This is a genomic window from Sphingomonas sp. (genome assembly GCF_019635515.1).
GTDB lineage: Bacteria > Pseudomonadota > Alphaproteobacteria > Sphingomonadales > Sphingomonadaceae > Sphingomonas.
Genome location: NZ_JAHBZI010000001.1, coordinates 1,925,740 through 1,942,193 on the forward strand (window position 1 = coordinate 1,925,740; position 16,454 = coordinate 1,942,193).

General features: G+C 60.8%; 19 protein-coding genes and 1 tRNA gene. 12 read left to right on the forward strand and 8 right to left on the reverse strand.

Going from position 1 to position 16,454, the window contains the following annotated elements; genetic code table 11:
* Positions 1-18 precede the first annotated feature (18 nt).
* The 6 genes from KF730_RS09700 (at position 19) to KF730_RS09725 (ending at position 6,651) form a co-directional block, all read left to right on the forward strand.
* A complete protein-coding gene (locus KF730_RS09700; RefSeq protein ID WP_294094336.1) occupies positions 19-720 on the forward strand; it encodes a cytochrome b/b6 domain-containing protein in 702 nt (233 codons plus the stop codon).
* Between the two features lie 481 nt (positions 721-1,201).
* The gene (locus tag KF730_RS09705) at positions 1,202-2,308 is read left to right on the forward strand and encodes a Fic family protein (protein WP_294094338.1); all 1,107 of its coding nucleotides are present in this window, start codon (positions 1,202-1,204) and stop codon (positions 2,306-2,308) included.
* A gap of 247 nt (positions 2,309-2,555) precedes the next feature.
* Complete coding sequence (locus KF730_RS09710) at positions 2,556-3,722, forward strand: site-specific integrase (RefSeq protein ID WP_294094340.1); 1,167 nt, start codon at positions 2,556-2,558, stop codon at positions 3,720-3,722.
* 119 nt (positions 3,723-3,841) lie between these two features.
* Positions 3,842-4,498: a hypothetical protein gene (locus KF730_RS09715; protein ID WP_294094342.1), complete on the forward strand. Its 657-nt coding sequence runs from the start codon at positions 3,842-3,844 to the stop codon at positions 4,496-4,498.
* A 50-nt stretch (positions 4,499-4,548) separates the two neighbouring features.
* Entirely contained in the window at positions 4,549-4,743 is a 195-nt protein-coding gene (locus tag KF730_RS09720; protein ID WP_294094345.1) for an AlpA family phage regulatory protein, read from the forward strand.
* A 213-nt stretch (positions 4,744-4,956) separates the two neighbouring features.
* Complete coding sequence (locus tag KF730_RS09725; RefSeq protein ID WP_294094347.1) at positions 4,957-6,651, forward strand: AAA family ATPase; 1,695 nt, start codon at positions 4,957-4,959, stop codon at positions 6,649-6,651.
* Between the two features lie 44 nt (positions 6,652-6,695).
* Here the strand turns inward: KF730_RS09725 and KF730_RS09730 are convergent, their stop codons facing one another.
* The 3 genes from KF730_RS09730 to KF730_RS09740 all read right to left on the reverse strand — a co-directional run bounded on the left by KF730_RS09730 (position 6,696) and on the right by KF730_RS09740 (position 8,111).
* A complete protein-coding gene (locus KF730_RS09730; protein WP_294094349.1) occupies positions 6,696-6,986 on the reverse strand; it encodes a hypothetical protein in 291 nt (96 codons plus the stop codon).
* A 50-nt stretch (positions 6,987-7,036) separates the two neighbouring features.
* Complete coding sequence (locus KF730_RS09735) at positions 7,037-7,270, reverse strand: hypothetical protein (protein WP_294094352.1); 234 nt, start codon at positions 7,268-7,270, stop codon at positions 7,037-7,039.
* A 193-nt stretch (positions 7,271-7,463) separates the two neighbouring features.
* Positions 7,464-8,111, reverse strand: a complete 648-nt coding sequence (locus KF730_RS09740; RefSeq protein ID WP_294094353.1) for a hypothetical protein — start codon at positions 8,109-8,111, stop codon at positions 7,464-7,466.
* Between the two features lie 415 nt (positions 8,112-8,526).
* Between KF730_RS09740 and KF730_RS09745 the strand changes: the two genes are divergently transcribed.
* On the forward strand, positions 8,527-8,859 hold the full coding sequence (locus KF730_RS09745; protein ID WP_294094355.1) for a hypothetical protein: 333 nt from the start codon (positions 8,527-8,529) through the stop codon (positions 8,857-8,859).
* Positions 8,860-9,230: 371 nt separating this feature from the next.
* Here the strand turns inward: KF730_RS09745 and KF730_RS09750 are convergent, their stop codons facing one another.
* The 4 genes from KF730_RS09750 to KF730_RS09765 form a co-directional block, all read right to left on the reverse strand.
* Positions 9,231-9,950, reverse strand: a complete 720-nt coding sequence (locus tag KF730_RS09750) for a hypothetical protein (protein ID WP_294094357.1) — start codon at positions 9,948-9,950, stop codon at positions 9,231-9,233.
* The gene (locus KF730_RS09755) at positions 9,947-10,687 is read right to left on the reverse strand and encodes a hypothetical protein (protein ID WP_294094360.1); all 741 of its coding nucleotides are present in this window, start codon (positions 10,685-10,687) and stop codon (positions 9,947-9,949) included. The genes KF730_RS09750 and KF730_RS09755 overlap by 4 nt, the downstream gene beginning before the upstream one ends.
* Entirely contained in the window at positions 10,680-11,018 is a 339-nt protein-coding gene (locus tag KF730_RS09760; RefSeq protein ID WP_294094364.1) for a hypothetical protein, read from the reverse strand. The genes KF730_RS09755 and KF730_RS09760 overlap by 8 nt, the downstream gene beginning before the upstream one ends.
* A gap of 416 nt (positions 11,019-11,434) precedes the next feature.
* A tRNA-Lys gene (locus KF730_RS09765) sits at positions 11,435-11,510 on the reverse strand.
* Positions 11,511-11,902: 392 nt separating this feature from the next.
* On the opposite strand from KF730_RS09765, the gene KF730_RS09770 reads away from it, so the two are divergent.
* From KF730_RS09770 to KF730_RS09785, 4 genes are all read left to right on the forward strand, one after another.
* A complete protein-coding gene (locus KF730_RS09770; protein WP_294094367.1) occupies positions 11,903-13,360 on the forward strand; it encodes an altronate dehydratase family protein in 1,458 nt (485 codons plus the stop codon).
* 103 nt (positions 13,361-13,463) lie between these two features.
* Entirely contained in the window at positions 13,464-14,111 is a 648-nt protein-coding gene (locus KF730_RS09775) for a hypothetical protein (protein WP_294094369.1), read from the forward strand.
* A gap of 79 nt (positions 14,112-14,190) precedes the next feature.
* Positions 14,191-14,421 carry a hypothetical protein gene (locus KF730_RS09780; RefSeq protein ID WP_294094371.1) on the forward strand — a complete coding sequence of 77 codons (231 nt, stop codon included), beginning with the start codon at positions 14,191-14,193 and terminating at the stop codon, positions 14,419-14,421.
* 5 nt (positions 14,422-14,426) lie between these two features.
* Entirely contained in the window at positions 14,427-14,951 is a 525-nt protein-coding gene (locus KF730_RS09785) for a gamma carbonic anhydrase family protein (protein WP_294094373.1), read from the forward strand.
* A gap of 103 nt (positions 14,952-15,054) precedes the next feature.
* Here KF730_RS09785 and KF730_RS09790 read toward each other — a convergent pair whose 3' ends face one another.
* The gene (locus tag KF730_RS09790) at positions 15,055-15,195 is read right to left on the reverse strand and encodes a hypothetical protein (protein ID WP_294094377.1); all 141 of its coding nucleotides are present in this window, start codon (positions 15,193-15,195) and stop codon (positions 15,055-15,057) included.
* 213 nt (positions 15,196-15,408) lie between these two features.
* On the opposite strand from KF730_RS09790, the gene KF730_RS09795 reads away from it, so the two are divergent.
* Positions 15,409-16,350 carry a nitronate monooxygenase family protein gene (locus KF730_RS09795; protein WP_294094378.1) on the forward strand — a complete coding sequence of 314 codons (942 nt, stop codon included), beginning with the start codon at positions 15,409-15,411 and terminating at the stop codon, positions 16,348-16,350.
* Positions 16,351-16,454 lie beyond the last annotated feature (104 nt).

Here is a 16,454-nt window from a genome sequence, read left to right on the forward strand (position 1 = left end):
GATTCAGAAAGGTTCTCGATGACCGTTGATGCAGCCGACCCGGCATGGGGATCCGCGGCGAACCGCCGCTACACGCGGGTCGCCATCCTGCTCCACTGGGCGATCGCCGCCCTGGTGCTCTACAATCTCCTGTCGGGCCTGCTGCGCGATGTGATGCCGCGCGGCTTCTTCACCTGGCATGTTTCGTCCGGCGTGACGATCCTGATCCTGACACTGATCCGCGTCGTCTGGCGGCTGACTCACAAGCCACCCGCGTTCCTGCCGATGCCGCGCTGGGAGGCGAAGCTGGCCCATGTCGTCCACTTCTCGCTCTATGCGGCGATGGTGCTGATCCCGCTCTCGGGCTGGGCACTGATCTCGGCGAGCCCGCCATTGGGTTCGCCTGGCGCCGACTATGCCAATGCCCAGCGCGCCGAGCGGGCCCGGGCCGCGGGCCGCCCGGCCCCCAAGCCGCGGACCACCCCGCGCATGCTATGGGAGGCCGTGCCGATCCCGCTGATCGGCCCGATCACGGAACTGGGCCGCACCCCCGAAGGCGTCGCCGAACAGGCCGAACTGCACGAGAAGATCGAGACCGCGCACGAAATCGGCGCCTGGCTGATGCTGGCGCTGCTGCTGCTCCACCTCGCCGGTGCCCTCAAGCACCAGTTCGCCGACCGCCTGCCCGAGCTGGCGCGGATGGGCCTGGGCCGCGCCCGCGCGGCGGACGGCGACGGCTGACGGGAGCGCGCTTGCTCCGCCGAAGCGGAGCCGATTCTAACCAGTCCAGGAAAATGGTGGACGCACTAGGGCTCGAACCTAGGACCCGCTGATTAAGAGTTTGATATTAGGCCTTTTTATTTGTACTCAAGTCGTTTCATATTGTCCATAGACAATTGATCGATCGACTCTTTGGTGTTCGCATTCCGCAGCAAACCGGTGCAGGTCCGAGCGTACAAGCGCAGGCGCCCGATACCCCTGTGGGACCCATGTTGGTCAGTCTTGCATGATCTGATGTTGGGAAACAGACGGTAGGAATGCGGCGGCGTCGGGCCAACTGAGCACGGCCAATTGATCGAGGCCATATTGCTCATGGTGTCGGTATACGCAGTTGGAGGTCCCTCGTCAGGAAATTTCCCGCCAAGGCGCCAAGATTGATTGAGGCAGGTTTTATAAATCAAAATATGCCATATAATGATCGATAGAAGGAGCTTCGTCGATCATGCATTGGAACTGGCAGCAGGAGGACTGGCCGCATTTCGCCTATAATGCGTCCGCGCTTCGGTCTGCGGAAGATGCCTTTCTCAAAGGTGGCGGCATCATCGTCGGCATCCTTCACCATGTGGACGTTGAGGCTCGCCAAGCCCTCGCGATTGAACTCATTTCCCAAGAAGCCGTCGATAGCTCTGCCATTGAGGGCGAGCTTTTGGACCGGGCGAGCGTGCAGTCTTCATTGGCGCGGCAGCTTGGTCTGTCCGCCGATCGTCGGAAGGCCAATGCCGCCGAGGCTGGCGCGGCTGAGCTCATGGCCGATCTCTATCGCAGCTATCAGGCACCGCTCAGCGACAAGCTGCTTTTCGATTGGCATGCGATGCTGATGAACGGGCGTCGCGACCTCGCAGATGTCGGCCGCTACCGCACGCATGCTGATCCGATGCAGATTGTATCCGGGCCTTTGCAAGCGCCGCGCGTCCATTTCGAAGCGCCGCCGTCCGATCGCGTCGCGGCGGAGATGGAGCGGTTCATCGAGTGGTTCAACGCTACCGCCTCCGATGCAGCGAGGCCCCTGCCGGCGATCACGCGAGCAGGTGTCGCACATCTATGGTTCGAGACCATCCACCCGTTTGAGGATGGCAATGGCCGTTTGGGACGTGCGATTGCGGAGAAGGCGCTCGCGCAAAGCCTGAAGGCTCCTACGCTCACCGCTCTGGCGGAGACGATCCATCGGCATCGCAAGGATTATTACGCCGCGCTCCATCGTGCGAGCCAAGACAACCGTATTGACGATTGGCTGGCCTGGTTCGCGGATATCGTGACTGCCGCTCAAGCACGAACCACGGCCCGCGTGCGCTTCCTGATCGAAAAGACACGCATGCTCGATCGCCTGCGAGATCAGCTCAACCCACGACAAGAGAAAGCGCTGCTGCGCATGTTTGCCGAAGGCGTGGATGGGTTCGCGGGTGGCCTCAGCGCCCAGAACTATCGGACGATCACCGACGCGGCACCCGCGACGGCAACGCGAGATCTCGCGGGATTGGTGGAGATGGGAGCGCTCGTTCGATCGGGTGAACTTCGCTATGCGCGTTATCACCTTGCACTGTCGAACTGACCCATCGGCCGGGAGGTGCATCTCCCATTATGCAATTACGTAACGGTCAAAATCTGGGGCCTGTGTAACCGCAGAAGGTCCGTAGCGTGTGGCAGCAAAATCGGTCTGAAGCACCCCCCGGTCACTATAAGCACTGATGCAGATCGTGTCAGGTTGAACTTTTCCGATCCACTATGTCCGCAGCCGATTATTTCTTTGAGAATGGCGGAAATGCGTGATTATTAGGTTGCCATCGAAAGGATGGCACATGCGAGTAGCACTTACCAACAAAGGGCTCGACGCACTCAAGTCGAAGACCGATCGGTACGAGGTGCAGGATACGGTCTGCCCGGGATTAAGCGTCCGCGTAACGCCGGAAGGCCGCAAGACCTTCAACGTCAAATATCGCTACGGATTGAAGCAAAAGCGGATGTCGCTCGGTGTGTATCCGCGCATTTCCCTCTCCGAAGCGCGCGATCGGGCGCGCGAGGCAATGCGTCACGTTGATGAAGGCTCCGATCCGGCCAAGCGTCGTCGGCAGCCGGAATTTCGGGTTGAGGCGGTCGTCAAAGAGTTCATCGAACGCTACGCCAAGCCACGCAATCGCAAGTGGATGGAGAGCGAACGCATTCTGTGGCGCGAACTGGTCGCCGTGTTCGGGCAGCGCGACATCCGTGAGATCAGGCGCGAGCATATCATCGAGATCATGGATGGTGCCGTCGATCGCGGCGCGCATTATCAGGCCAACCGAATCCTCGCCAATGTGCGCAAATTGTTCAATTGGTGCATCGAACGAGGCATCGTCGAGACCAGCCCAACCAACGGCCTTAAAGCGCCGACCAAGGAAGTTGCGCGCGACCGTCGACTTAGCGATGCCGAGATCGTCGCGCTCCTTAGGGCATGTCGCAACGACGTCTATCCGTTCCGCCAGTTCGTCCCGCTGCTTCTCGCAACTGGCCAACGCAGGGGCGAGTTGGCCAATATGCGATGGAGCGAAATCGACTTCACCCAAAAGACGTGGACCATTCCGGCTGAGCGTTCAAAGAACGGCAAGGCGCATTTCGTACCGCTGAGTGCCTATGCGCTCGAACTGCTCGCTGAGGTGCCGCGCTTCCTCGATTGCGACTATGTGTTCACAACGAAACGAACATCGCCAGTGAGCGGTTTTAGCAAGGCATTGCGCCGGCTTTGGTTGGCGACGGGCGCGGACGATTGGCGCTACCATGACCTGCGCCGAACCGCTGCCTCGGGAATGGCACAGGCGCGCGTGCAGCCCCATGTGATCGAGAAGGTGCTGAACCACATGAGTGGCAAGATTTCAGGCGTTGCCGCTGTCTACAACCGTTACGAGTATGCGGACGAGATGCGAGCTGCGCTTGAAGATTGGGGCGCATATTTGGAGCGCCTCAGCGACAAAGCTGCCGCGAGCTTGTGAGGTTCGGGGGCTGCTACGGTCTACGGCCGCTAAGCTTATCCGAGAAAGACAGACGCTGGAAAACTGAGGTTAGATGCTTCAGTCTCTCAACCAAAGGTGATCGGATTGGGGAGCGAGCCGTGAAAAAGGATTCGTCTCGTGCGATTGGACCGGGACGCTACGCTTCGACGCTCCAAGCACTCAATATGATTGGTCGAGGTATCTTCCAGGAGTCCTGGAACGAAGAAGACCACAAATGGCTCGAAACCGACCGTAGAGACGCTAACGACGTGGAAGCGTGGGATCGGGCTGCAAGCGCTGCTGAGCGGCTTAAATATCTCGTGGTCAATGGATTGCTGCGCACTTTCGGCGAAGATGACGAAGGCACCAGTCACGAGCTGGGACCCGATCGCACTACTACGCCGTGGTTCAAAATCGATGTGCAATCAGGGTCCTATCTCGTTTATCCCGATCAACGGGCGCCCCTTACGATCGACAGGTTCGATCTCGAAGAGCGCCTAGCGAAATTAACCGGGAAGCGACCCCGCAAGACCCAAACATTCGATTGGCTGCCAATTGCGCATGAGGCGTGGCGGTACGCTCTACATGAGCAGTTGCTTCCTCGTACCCGCTCCGACCTGATCGCGCATTTGCAGCAATGGTACTTCCTCCACCGTGACGCGGATAACGCGCCTGATGAGAAAGAACTGGGCAAGGTCGCAAGTGGAGTGATTGACGCGCTCGGCAATCGTCGGCTGGCAAGGGAAGATTGTGTCGGGATAAGTTCCACGGATTAGGTATCGAATGGCGCATAGCTCTCCGGCTCCTTGAAAGGAGCGAGAAATCTATGACGACCTATCTATACGACCGCGCTGATTTACGCCGTCGCGGCATTAAAATCTCCAATTCAACCCTTTTGCGGCTCGAAGCTGCGGGGAGTTTCCCGAAACGCGTCAGGATCGGCGCGCATAGCATTGCCTGGCTTGCGAGCGAGATTGACGCGCATATTGCGGCGCTCGCGGAAGCGCGCGAGGCCAACTGATGGACAAGAGGCGTCCAGCAGACTGGGAGTCGGTCGTTTTCATTCGTCCCGTGTGGGACGAGAAGAAGCAGCGAACGACGCTCCGGGTCTTCCATTACAAGATCGAAAATCTCAGCGCGCTGCCTGCGGTTGAGGCGGACATCAATCGCCAAATAGCAAAGCTATCGGGAGGTGGCGGCAATGGCTAACTCTCTAAGCAAACGAGGCAAGTCGATGCTGAAGGTTGCCGAGCAGGCAATCGAGGCAGGGATGAAGGTGCTCGCTATTGGCCCGCGTTCGAAGGTTCCAGATACGCGCTTCTGCCGACGGGGCTGGAAGGACGCGACCGACGATATAGCGAACGTGAAGAAATGGCTCAGCACGGACGATCGCATTAATCTTGCGGCTTCGACCTTTGGCAGCGGCATCTGCGTCGTTGATGTCGATGGTCCAAAGGGCGGGCGTGCTGTGCGCGAAATCGCTAAGCTGCCTCGCACTCGCAAATCCACGACGCCCAACGGGACGCATCGATATTATCGCTACGACGGGGACCTAGGCGGGTCGATCACGAAGTTTCGTCCGGAACTGGACCTACTGCTGAACACCTATGTGCTGTTGCCGGGTTCCAAGCATCCTGAGGGCGGCACGTATGAAACTGCGGATTTCGGTGCGCCAATCGCCCGATTGCCGGAGCCGATAGCGGACGCGATCCGAGCATATCGAAAGAAAACGGATCGTCCCAAGGAAAGCTCGAAGGGGCGATCCGGCTTTCGCTCCGGACAACGCAACAATCGGTTGACGAGCATCGCGGGTGCATTGCGGCGTCAGGGGTTGGAGGAAGGTCAAATCTCGACCGCTCTACTAGCGGTAAATCAGTCCCACTGCCGTCCGCCGTTGGCCGTGTCGGAAGTCGAACGCATCGCGCACAGTATAAGCAGCTATGCGCCCGAACACGAAGGGCTGTTCGATTTCATGTCAAACCTCACCCCGCGCGACGTACATTTCGTATGGGAGCCATATCTCGTCCAAGGAGCCGTAAACCTTCTCGAAGGCGATCCGAATGTCGGTAAAACCTATCTGCTTTGCGAGATAGCGGCGGCGTTATCGTCCGGTCGATCGCTACCGGGGCAGGATCGAGGCGAGCCTCGAAACGTGCTGTTCATGAGCGCCGAGGACGACCCCGAGACAACATTAGTCAGGCGACTCATGCGAATGAACGCTGACCTTCGCCGCATTTCGTTTATGAGGAAGTTCCTGCGGCTGGAAGAAGAGGTCTTCGAGCATATCGAGCGCCATATCGCAGAACATGAAGTCAGCGTCGTAATCATGGACCCGCTGCTAGCCTATATGCAGTCGGGCATCGACATGAACAAGGCGAACGAGACCCGCCCATTTATGGCGAGGCTGGCTGAACTCGCCAAGGCGCGGAATGTGACGATCATTGCGCTTCGGCACCTGAACAAGGCGGACAAGGACAAGGCAATCTTTCGCGGCTTGGGCTCGGTCGACATCACGGCGGCGGCGCGATCGGCGGTGATGATCGGGTTGCATCCCGAAGACGATCAAACGCGCGTGCTGGTCCATATCAAACACAACCTGTCAGAGCGTGGCGCAACGCTGCTCTATGAGCTGGACGGCGGCGATCGATCGAAAGGAAAGGTGCCAAAGCTGGTTTGGCGCGGTGAAAGCGACCTGACCGCTGAGGATCTTGCACACAAGAGCAACAAGGTCGGGCGTCCGAATGACGCGAGCCAAGAAGCGCAGGAGTTCTTGCGTCGGGCTTTGCGCACCGGCGAGCGGCGGATCAAAGACGTAGTAAGGGACGCAGAGAGGCGTTCGATCAGCGACCGTACGCTGCGCAAGGCGGCCCGCACTATCGGTGTTGTGAAGAAAGGGCAGACCTGGAAACTGGCCGAAACTCCCCTGTAGGATCATTTCGGCCAGTTTGGTTGGCGGATTGCAGCAAGCGGACCTCAGCTTGCTTCGTGATTTGCGGCGAGCGCCTTGCGCGCTTCGTCCAACGCCTTGGAGCCGGGTTTCCACGACCATGGCTGCCTCGCGACGTGATCCTTGCCCAAGGTCGGGTAGAGTTTGGTTTGCTTTGCGGCGAGGCGCAGCAGCATTCGGGCGTCACGCGGCGACATCTTCACTTCGCGAGCCAGTTGATCGAGCGTGACCATCTCCACGCTGGAGTTGGCTGAGCCTTTGGCGTCCGATGCAGGCTTGGCGGTAGCCTTTGCGGGTTCATTCGTCATGTCGGTCATCTCCTTAGTTTGGGACCGACATTTCCATTAAGGCGGGGCCGGAAGGCGTGTCAGGAGAAATCCCAGTCGCTTTCAAGATTTTCCATCGGGGGGATTTCGAAGAAGGTTTCGCCGTCGGCGAAGATATAGAGATCGTCGTCGCTCCCAATTTCAAACGTGAAGCGGTGATCATCGACGTCGATATGAATGGTTTCGTCGTCGCCGTAGCTCACTTCGATCTTAGCGCCGGGAAAGAGGCGAGAGGCATGGGCGAGCAAGTGGTCGTAGTCGGCGCGTTCGATCATGGCGGTCACTCGTATTGTTGACCGTCTTCTCATTAAGAACATGGCGGGTCGGTTGTCAGGAAAAACCCCGCGCGACCCGCTGATTTCTACACGGCTGCCGGTGCGCAGAATCGTGCGATTTTGGCAGGACCCGCTGATTTGAAATGAGCTGGCGCGATCCAGGTGTAGGCCGCTTTTCCGCGATCTCGGAGGGCTATCGCTTCTTACTGGGTCCCGCTCGGGTACCAGACCGCTCGGCGGCTGCGCTGAGCCGATCTAAATACATCGCCTTTGCCTCGTACTCGGCGCTGGAAACCCTCGCGGCTATCTCAATGCGATTGCGTCCGCGCGGGCGAGGAGTGTTCCCCGTACCGCTAAATCGACGGCATAGTTTCACCGCCTTCCGTCGAACGCGTGAAAGATCGGTCATGTTCTGTGTGGCATAGCTGAGCCGCTGCGCGGCACGCGATGCAAAACGTCCTTCCGCATAATACAGAACTTCGCACCGCCGGGCCGTGATCGGGCATATAAGGTAGAATCGCCATCCACCCCAAGAGGTAGGCAGGGCCTCGATGGCGACGTGTTGCATGCCGGGGCCGTCGATCAAGTTGCTGACGATACGCATGCCACCGCCGCGCTCAACGTCGCCCAGATCGACGCGCAAGCGTGCGCTGGGTGCGTTTAGCCCGCCGTTCGACCAGCGCACGGTGTCACATACGCATTCACCGGGCCGTGCGATGCCCAGTCGTCGCAACGCGCGAATGTCGAGCGCGAGCGCGTCCTCAACATTGCCAACGTTGATCGATCGTTCCGAGCCAGAGCCTAAGCCACCCATCATCACCTCCATGATCAGCGGCGACATCATACAATCGATCGTCCAGCGTCTCAGGCCCAGTCTCTAGGTCTGCGGACCTTACCTCAGCGTCCACGGACCTAACGGACCTACGGCTATGTGCCGCTCTAGCTGGCTATTCTGCGAAATCCTGCGCCTTGGGGCAGGTTGCTGTTGAGAAACCTCGCTCGATTTCTCATACAGGTGACGGAGCCGCCACGCACGGCTCTGGGGCGTAGTAACCCCGAATAGCCGGTTGGACTGCCCGATGTGGTCCACACATCCTTGACCCTTATGGTCGGGGAGCCTGCGACGTATGTCCAGGGCTTCCCAGCCTAAAGGTCGTAGGGACCGAGCTATCGGTTTACTAACTCCCCGATCACCAGGGCTTGGTGTGAAGTCGATAAGCGGGGGCGTACCGCGATCGACTTCTGGGGAGAATAGCATGACGCGGTTTGCGGTCATGGCGCTCGCGCTGCTTTGCGCTGGGTGTGAGGGTGAAGCTGAGCGCGCGGTGAGGGGTCAGCTTGTCGATCCGAACTCTGCGCAATTTTCCGAGGTTACGACCAAAAACGGAGTTACCTGCGGGCTTGTCAACTCAAAGAACCGGTTGGGCGGCTACACGGGTCGAAAGATGTTTATCTTTCAAGGTGGCCAAGTCTACTTCTGGAATGAAAGCCCGAGTATTGATCAGAACTCGCTGAGCGCTTGTTCCAGTGAAGCATTTTCGACCGCAATGCGCGATTTCGCAACGGATATGAAAGGGCAAAACCAGTAGTTTTCAATCGCCGCTACGGTTCGACCTGATCCGATAATCAAGACGTATCGCTCAGCCTAGCTTACGTGTCGAGCGCGCCTGCGGCGATCAATCCACCCTTTGGGAAGGGCTAAGTGCGGTTGGGCGCGTATTAGCTCGAAGCACCCACCCCTTCGTATCGGGATTCTGCAGGACAACGCCTTCGGCTTCCATCAACGCAAGTATGGTTCTGGGGATATGCCCTTCATGCCCCTGATGGCCGGAGTATATTCCCAACGCGCGTCCGATGTCCGAGTTTCGGATTCCTTCCTCCGGCGCACACTTCAGAAGGACGTAGATCGCCGACCGAAGCTTGGCCATTGCTTCTTGAGCCAGAAGATAAGGGTCGTCCATCATAGCTGTTCCTGTGGTCGAAATCGGTCAAACTCTGCTGGAAGCAGCGACAGTATCTTCCATGCGCTCAGGTCCGTCATATCCCAGGTAACGTCCAGTTGCTTCCGAACTGCCGCGAGTCTGCGCGCCACGCCGCCGGTGTCCTTGCCTGCAGCGCCTCGCTTGATGGCGCCGCTGGCGTCGTCAAAATAGAGCAGGCGACACGCTTCCTGAAAATTCGAGCTGAACATGTCTTGCTGACTGGTAAGCTGTTCGCGAAGCTCCCCCGGCGTGCCGAGTTTGCCGCAGATCAGATGGTCCGCGTTTTTGCCCAGCGCCGAGTAAAGCAGTGTCGGCATCCTCACCAAATGCCTCTGAGCCTTCTGATAATCGTTCGGTGAAGCTGGGTACCAGCGGTGAATCTCTCCGACCTTTCGGATGCCGTCCTTTTTCTGGAAGATGACATCTGCCATGACGAAGGTGAGCCATGCCCACAACCCTGCGTCCCCGGCATGCGCTTGCGGCTGCTGTTGATCCAAGCTCGAACAGATAGCGATTGCCATCTCCTTGGCGCTGTCAAACGTCCCGACCTGAAAGGGTTTCGTACCGGTCATGGGCTTGGCGTAAACAGGGTTGGTGCAGTCCAGCGCCTCGTCTTCCAGCTCGCCCAGCATTATTCTTCGGAACAAGTAGAGCCCTTCGACGGTCAGGGAATAGAGCGATGGATAGGTAGTGCTCACTTCTTCGCCTCCATTTGAGCAATGACCTGACCCGCCAGCTCATGCCGATACGAGAATGCGTCGAGGAGTTCTTCAATCCATTCCTGACGCTCTTCCTCTGTCTTGCCGAACGGTGGCTTGGAGCCCGGCATCATGGTGTCTACCCACAGCAGCCAGTCTGCCATCCAGCCATCTTCCGGCGTTGAGTCGCAGCGAAAGATTCGTCGCATTACTTCCGACACTACATGTGGCAGAATACCAGCGTTGAACACCGGATCGGTCTTTGCCCAGAGGCTGGCGTCCGGCACGCGGTCGTCAACGTAAAGCGTCGGATACTCCTCATCCCTAAGCTCCAGTCGCCACAGCCGCGGCGCGATTGGCGCCGGTTGGAACAGCAGGATGCCCTCCGGTTGCCCTCCTGATCGGTAGGTCCAGGGAGCCGTGCTCGCGAGTAGCAATCCGTCACTACCGTTCGCGCGGCTGACGATCCGGACCTGACAGCTCGGCGCTAGGAAGCTTCTCTGGCCGATGTTGGCCGTTGTTGTCGGTTTGCCAACCGTACCAAAATGCAGAACCTCGACGAGCTTGTTCTCTGTCAGTTTGACACGGATTTCAGCATCTGCGGGGAACGGCTTGAGTTCGTCAGTGCCGGAGAGTGCGAGCGCCGCGACGTGCTTGCCGTTCACATCGGCAATCTGCAGGTTGAAGCTCGATTGATTGAGCTGGCGACGACCGGTCAGGCGGATGGATCTACGCATTTCGGAACGGCCTTATATTCGTCACCAGTTCACGGCGATTGTCGAAGCCCGTGACTTCCAAGTGAAAGTCGGATTCGCACTCGCGGCAGACCAGAACGTTGTTCGTCATTTTGATCTCAGCACATCCCGACTTGCTGATCGGCAACTTTTCAGGGTCAAAATCAAAGCGCGTCCATTTCGGTCTGCGCGATCCGTCCGCATAGGCCATCTCAACACGAACATTGACCGGCCAGGAGCCATACTTTGGATTGGATCGTATCCTGAAGCCGTCGGCAAGATCATCTACAAGGAATATTCTTGTTTGCGTGGCCGGAGATTCCTCTGGTTTCACTGTTACGGGATTGCTCTTGGCCTTGTCGCTTCACAACGACGCCCGCGACACGGCCCGATTTCTGGAAAGACAAGTTCGACGGGAACGTTGCTCGTGACCGGCGCAATGTGCTTGCGCTGATGGACTTGGGTTGGCGGGTAGCAATCGTATGGGAATGCGCTTTGAGGAAGGACGCTGACGCGGTCGCTATCGAACTCAGCAGATGGTTGAAGGCGGAAGCAGGTCCTCAGCTGACTCACTACGGCTAAGCGATGAAAGGAAGTGCCGATGGAAGCCGAGCCCACGATGTCACTAAGCTGATGCCGAGGGTTTTATGCAACGGAGACTCTAACTCTGATGCCCTAAAAACTCTGATGCCCCAATGGGACCCCGCGCCGGATCACCGTCGCGCTTTTGCATCTAAGTAATTGAAAATATGGTGGACGCACTAGGGCTCGAACCTAGGACCCGCTGATTAAGAGTCAGCTGCTCTACCAACTGAGCTATGCGTCCATTCCGTCGGGCAGGAATGGCGCCCTTGGAGAAGCGCCGCCGCGATTGGAGGGGCGCGGTTAGCATCGCTCCGCGCTTTTGCAAACCCTAAAATCATGCCTTTCGAAAAAGCTTCGGAAAGCCTTGGGCAGCGCATGGCGCGGCTCCGGGGTAGACCATTGCCGACATCGCAGCGCGCGCCGACGAGGTTGATCCGCAGCAGCGTCCTGAACTGGCCGAATGTCGGGCTCCGCGGCCGCGTCGCGGAGGCACAAGCCTCTCGACAAAATCCTTGCGCGGCGAGGCCCGGATTGCCCATATGCCGCGACTGATCGAGGCGGAAATGCGCGTGGCGATGGCGCTCACCGGTGCGCGACTATCGGCGGAATCGGTTCCGACATTCTGGTGAAACCATGAGCATCGCCCTGTTCCAGATCGATCCGCGCGACAGCGTCGCCACTGCGCTGCGCGACATGGCCGCCGGCGAGACCGCGCTTGGCGTAACGCTCTCGGCTGATGTGCCAAAGGGTCACAAGGTCGCAGTCGGGGCGGTCGCGGCGGGCGATCCGGTACGCAAGTTCGGCTTTCCGATCGGCCGGGCGACCCAGGCAATCGCGCCCGGCGAGCATGTCCATGTCCACAATCTCCGGACCGCGCTCGAAGGCAGCGGCAGCTATCGCTACGTGCCCTCGCACGACGCACCCGCACCCTTCGATGGCCCAGGCTTCATGGGGTATCGCCGCGCCGATGGCCGGGTCGCCACGCGCAACGAGATCTGGGTGATCCCCACAGTCGGCTGCGTCGGCCGCACCGCGCAGAAGATCGCCGAGCGCGCCGCCAGGCTCCATCATGGCAAGATCGACGGCATCCACGCCTTCGCCCATCCGTTCGGCTGTTCGCAGCTTGGCGACGATCTCGACGGCACCCGCGCGATCCTCACGGCGCTCGCCAACCATCCCAATGCCGGCGGGGTGTTGATCGTCGGGCTCGGCTGCGAATCCAATCAGATGAGCACGATGCTGAAGGGCGTCGCCAATCCCAATATCCGCACCCTCGGCGCACAGATGGCGGGCGACGAGGTGGAGGAGGGCCTCGCGCTGATCGAGGAACTGATCACGGGCGCGCAGTCCGAGCGCACCCCCGCCCCGCTCTCCGAACTCGTGCTCGGCGTAAAATGCGGCGGCTCGGACGGGTTCTCGGGCCTTACCGCCAATCCGCTGGTCGGCCGGATGAGCGACGCGGTCACCGCGGCGGGCGGCACCGCGATCCTGACCGAAATCCCCGAGATCTTCGGCGCCGAGCAATTGCTGATGGAACGTGCCGACAATCAGGCGGTGTTCGGCGGCATCGTCGATCTGGTCAACGGCTTCAAACGCTATTTCACCGATCATGGCGAGCCGGTCTCGGAAAACCCTTCTCCCGGCAATATCGCCGGCGGCATCACCACGCTGGAGGAAAAGTCGCTGGGCGCAGTGCAGAAGGCCGGACATGCGACCGTCACCGATGTGCTTGGCTATGGCGGCAGCGTTGCGAAACCTGGCCTGACCCTGCTCGAAGCGCCCGGCAACGACGCCGTCTCCTCGACCGCGCTGGCCGCGGCGGGCGCGACCGCGATCCTGTTCACCACCGGCCGCGGCACCCCGCTCGGCTTTCCGGTGCCGACGATCAAGATCGCCTCGAACAGCGATCTCGCCACGCGCAAGCCCGGCTGGATCGACTTCGACGCGGGGCAGGTGCTGGAGGATGGCATGGACACGGCCGCCGCCGCCCTCCTCGCCCGCATCGCCGCAATCGCGTCCGGCGCGCCCACCGCCGCCGAGCGCAATGGCGAACGCGAGATCGCGATCTGGAAGCGCGGCGTCACGCTCTAGGTTCGTTACGGCCGCATCGCACGCTGGGCTTCCCGCCCGCTTGTGTTAACCATATTCCTGTTGGCGATTCGCGGACGGGGGCGAGACCGTGTTGATCCTCATCATGGGAAATGTTGCCGCGGCCAGAAGCGGCTCCTGGGCATTGGGCACCACCGCGTCCGATTGGGTGCAGGTGTTCCTCGTCCTGATCGGCGTCGGCACGCTCATCGCGCTCGTCTCGGCCTTCAAGCGCCGCTTTCCCGAGCCGGCCAACCGCAACGGCGAATTCGCCAGAACGCTGACGAGGGCGGTCAAACACCACAGCACCGAGCTCGAGCGCGAGTTCAAGACGGCGTTGCGTGTTCCCGGCATCGACACCGACAGCGGCAAATCGGGCCTCGGCGCAACCGAGGCGGCGGCGCATGTCCGCCATTTGCGGCGGCTGCTGCGCAGTTCCACCGCCTTTATCCGCCACGCCCGCACGTTGCCGCTCGGCGACTGGCCCAGCTATGCGCTGTCGCACGCGTTCGCCGAATGGGCGGGCGTCATCGATGGCACCGATGCCCTGCTCGACGACATGTACCGCGAAGTCACCGCCGCGGTGGCGACCGGCCGTTGGGGCGAGCTTCAGGCGCAATATGATCGCGAGCAATGGTTCGTGCTCCGCGATCTCGAACGGCTGCCCGCGCTCACCAGCGCCATCGACAAGGCCGCGAAGCCGTTCCTCGGAAAATCCGGAAAGCACGAGGAAAACGACGAAACGCACCATTGAGGCGGTTCGATTGTGCGATGCGGCATTGAAGCGTTAACCCCTTCCCGTTACACGAAGCGCGGGGACTACCGGGTGGGTAATGGCTGAATTCTTTATCTTCGTGTATGCGACGCTGGCGATGTTCGTGATCCAGGCGATGGGCAATAATGTCCGTGCCCAGCGGCCCAGTCCGCAGATGATGACGCTGGTCGGCTGGGGCTTGTTCTCGCTGTCATCGACGCTGGCGGTGCTGCTCGGGGCGGTCGCCCTGGCCTTGGCGCTAGGGCTGCAAATGCCGCTGCCCGACGCGTTCAACGCGCCGCTGTTCTAAAGCGTATGCCGCTCTACGAAATCGGCGGCCAAAGGCCAGAGATCGCCGGAGACGCCTGGGTCGCGCCGAGCGCGGACCTGATCGGCGACGTGCACCTTGGCGAACTGGCCAGCGTCTGGTTCGGCGCGGTGATCCGTGCCGACAATACCCCGATCCTGGTCGGCGCGCGGACCAATATCCAGGAAGGCGCGATGTGCCATTCCGATCCCGGCGCGCCGCTGACGATCGGGGCCGACGTGACCGTCGGCCATCACGCGATCCTGCACGGCTGCACGATCGGCAGCGGCACGCTGATCGGCATGGGCGCGACGATCCTCAACCATGCGGTGATCGGCGAGGATTGCCTGGTCGGCGCCGGCGCGCTGGTGACCGAAGGCAAGACCTTTCCGGCGGGCCATCTGATCGTCGGCAGCCCGGCCCGCGCGGTGCGGGCACTGACCGACGCGCAGAAGCAGCTGTTGCGGGGCAGCGCCGCGCTCTACGCCGCCAAGCAGCGCGAATATGCGAGCGACCTGAAACGGATCGATTGACTCCGCAGCCCAGCCGCGCCCTGCGGACAAGCGCGATCGCTGCGCACGCGGATTTCGCGCTGATCCAGATTAATCGCCGCAACTCGCTGACCTGCCATGCATTTCACATGGCATGCCGCTCTATTATTTCCAGCTTCGCACGACCGACGCGGCACCCCATCCGGCGCAGAGCCGCACCCTTCCCGATCTCGCCGCCGCGCTCGCCGAAGCGCAGCATAGCGCGCGGCATGATGCGGAATCGCATGCGCCACCTGCTCGGCACGCCGGGCGGCACGCTCGATATCGAGGATGAGGCGCACCAGCCGGTCGCGCGGATCATGCTGGCAGAGGTCGCGCGGCAGATTTCCTAGCGAGTCGGCCGCGATCGTGCCACGGGTACGATGTCGGCGAGCGCCATGCCGTAGCGTCCGTTTCGTCCGCCTAGACAGGCCCATTCGTTACGCTATCCAATTCCCTCATGGCTCTTCCTCCACTCTTCGATCGCCTCGCGCTGCCGGTCATCGGCTCGCCGCTGTTCATCATCTCGGTCCCCGATCTGGTGATCGCCCAGTGCAAGGCGGGGATCGTCGGCTCGTTCCCGGCGCTCAACGCGCGGCCGCAATCGCAGCTCGACGAATGGCTGCACCGCATCACCGAAGAACTGGCGGCGTGGGACCGCGACCATCCCGAGAGCCCGTCCGCGCCCTACGCGGTCAATCAGATCGTCCACAAATCGAACGTCCGGCTCGAAGAGGACGTCGCGACCTGCGCCAAGTGGAAGGTACCGATCGTCATCACCTCGCTCGGCGCGCGCGAGGATCTCAATACCGCGGTGCATGGCTGGGGCGGCATCACCCTTCACGACGTCATCGACGACCGCTTCGCGCACAAGGCTATCGAGAAGGGCGCCGATGGCCTGATCCTCGTCGCAACCGGCGCTGGCGGGCATGCCGGCAAGCTCAACCCCTTCCCGTTCGTCCAGGAAGTCCGCGAATGGTTTGACGGGCCGGTGATCCTCTCCGGCGCGATCTCGACGGGACGCTCGATCCTGGCGGCACAGGTGCTCGGCGCCGATCTCGCCTATATCGGCTCGCCGTTCATCGCCACCGACGAGGCGAACGCGGTTGCGGCGTACAAGCAGGGCATCGTCGAGGGCCGCGCCGCCGACATCGTTTATTCGAACCTGTTCACCGGGGTGCACGGCAATTACCTGCGCAGCTCGATCGTCAACGCCGGCATGGACCCCGACAATCTGCCCGAGAGCGACCCCAGCGCGATGAACTTCGGCGGGGCCAAGGCGTGGAAGGAAATCTGGGGCTCGGGCCAGGGCATCGGCGCGGTCCGCGCGGTTGAGCCCGCGGCGGTGCTGATCGATCGGCTGAAGGCGGAATATGCCGCTGCGAAAGCGGCGGTCCGCTAAGTCACTCTCCAAATGCGGGGACAAGGAAGCGAGGAGGGCCGCTCCAGCTGCCCCCAAAAGCGAGCAGGCCCTCCCCTATCCCTCCCGTCGCGCGGGGAGGGAAG

Bases quoted from the DNA above. Each gene is read 5' to 3' on its own strand.
- KF730_RS09775 (WP_294094369.1), top strand. From the start codon at position 13,464: ATGGGAAATGTTGCCGCGGCCAGAAGCGGCTCCTGGGCATTGGGCACC.
- KF730_RS09740 (WP_294094353.1), bottom strand. From the start codon at position 8,111: ATGTCGCCGCTGATCATGGAGGTGATGATGGGTGGCTTAGGCTCTGGC.
- KF730_RS09795 (WP_294094378.1), top strand. From the start codon at position 15,409: ATGGCTCTTCCTCCACTCTTCGATCGCCTCGCGCTGCCGGTCATCGGC.
- KF730_RS09705 (WP_294094338.1), top strand. From the start codon at position 1,202: ATGCATTGGAACTGGCAGCAGGAGGACTGGCCGCATTTCGCCTATAAT.
- KF730_RS09790 (WP_294094377.1), bottom strand. From the start codon at position 15,195: ATGCGATTCCGCATCATGCCGCGCGCTATGCTGCGCTTCGGCGAGCGC.
- KF730_RS09710 (WP_294094340.1), top strand. From the start codon at position 2,556: ATGCGAGTAGCACTTACCAACAAAGGGCTCGACGCACTCAAGTCGAAG.
- KF730_RS09720 (WP_294094345.1), top strand. From the start codon at position 4,549: ATGACGACCTATCTATACGACCGCGCTGATTTACGCCGTCGCGGCATT.
- KF730_RS09725 (WP_294094347.1), top strand. From the start codon at position 4,957: ATGCTGAAGGTTGCCGAGCAGGCAATCGAGGCAGGGATGAAGGTGCTC.
- KF730_RS09700 (WP_294094336.1), top strand. From the start codon at position 19: ATGACCGTTGATGCAGCCGACCCGGCATGGGGATCCGCGGCGAACCGC.
- KF730_RS09755 (WP_294094360.1), bottom strand. From the start codon at position 10,687: ATGCGTAGATCCATCCGCCTGACCGGTCGTCGCCAGCTCAATCAATCG.
- KF730_RS09730 (WP_294094349.1), bottom strand. From the start codon at position 6,986: ATGACCGACATGACGAATGAACCCGCAAAGGCTACCGCCAAGCCTGCA.
- KF730_RS09780 (WP_294094371.1), top strand. From the start codon at position 14,191: ATGGCTGAATTCTTTATCTTCGTGTATGCGACGCTGGCGATGTTCGTG.
- KF730_RS09785 (WP_294094373.1), top strand. From the start codon at position 14,427: ATGCCGCTCTACGAAATCGGCGGCCAAAGGCCAGAGATCGCCGGAGAC.
- KF730_RS09745 (WP_294094355.1), top strand. From the start codon at position 8,527: ATGACGCGGTTTGCGGTCATGGCGCTCGCGCTGCTTTGCGCTGGGTGT.
- KF730_RS09770 (WP_294094367.1), top strand. From the start codon at position 11,903: ATGAGCATCGCCCTGTTCCAGATCGATCCGCGCGACAGCGTCGCCACT.
- KF730_RS09735 (WP_294094352.1), bottom strand. From the start codon at position 7,270: ATGATCGAACGCGCCGACTACGACCACTTGCTCGCCCATGCCTCTCGC.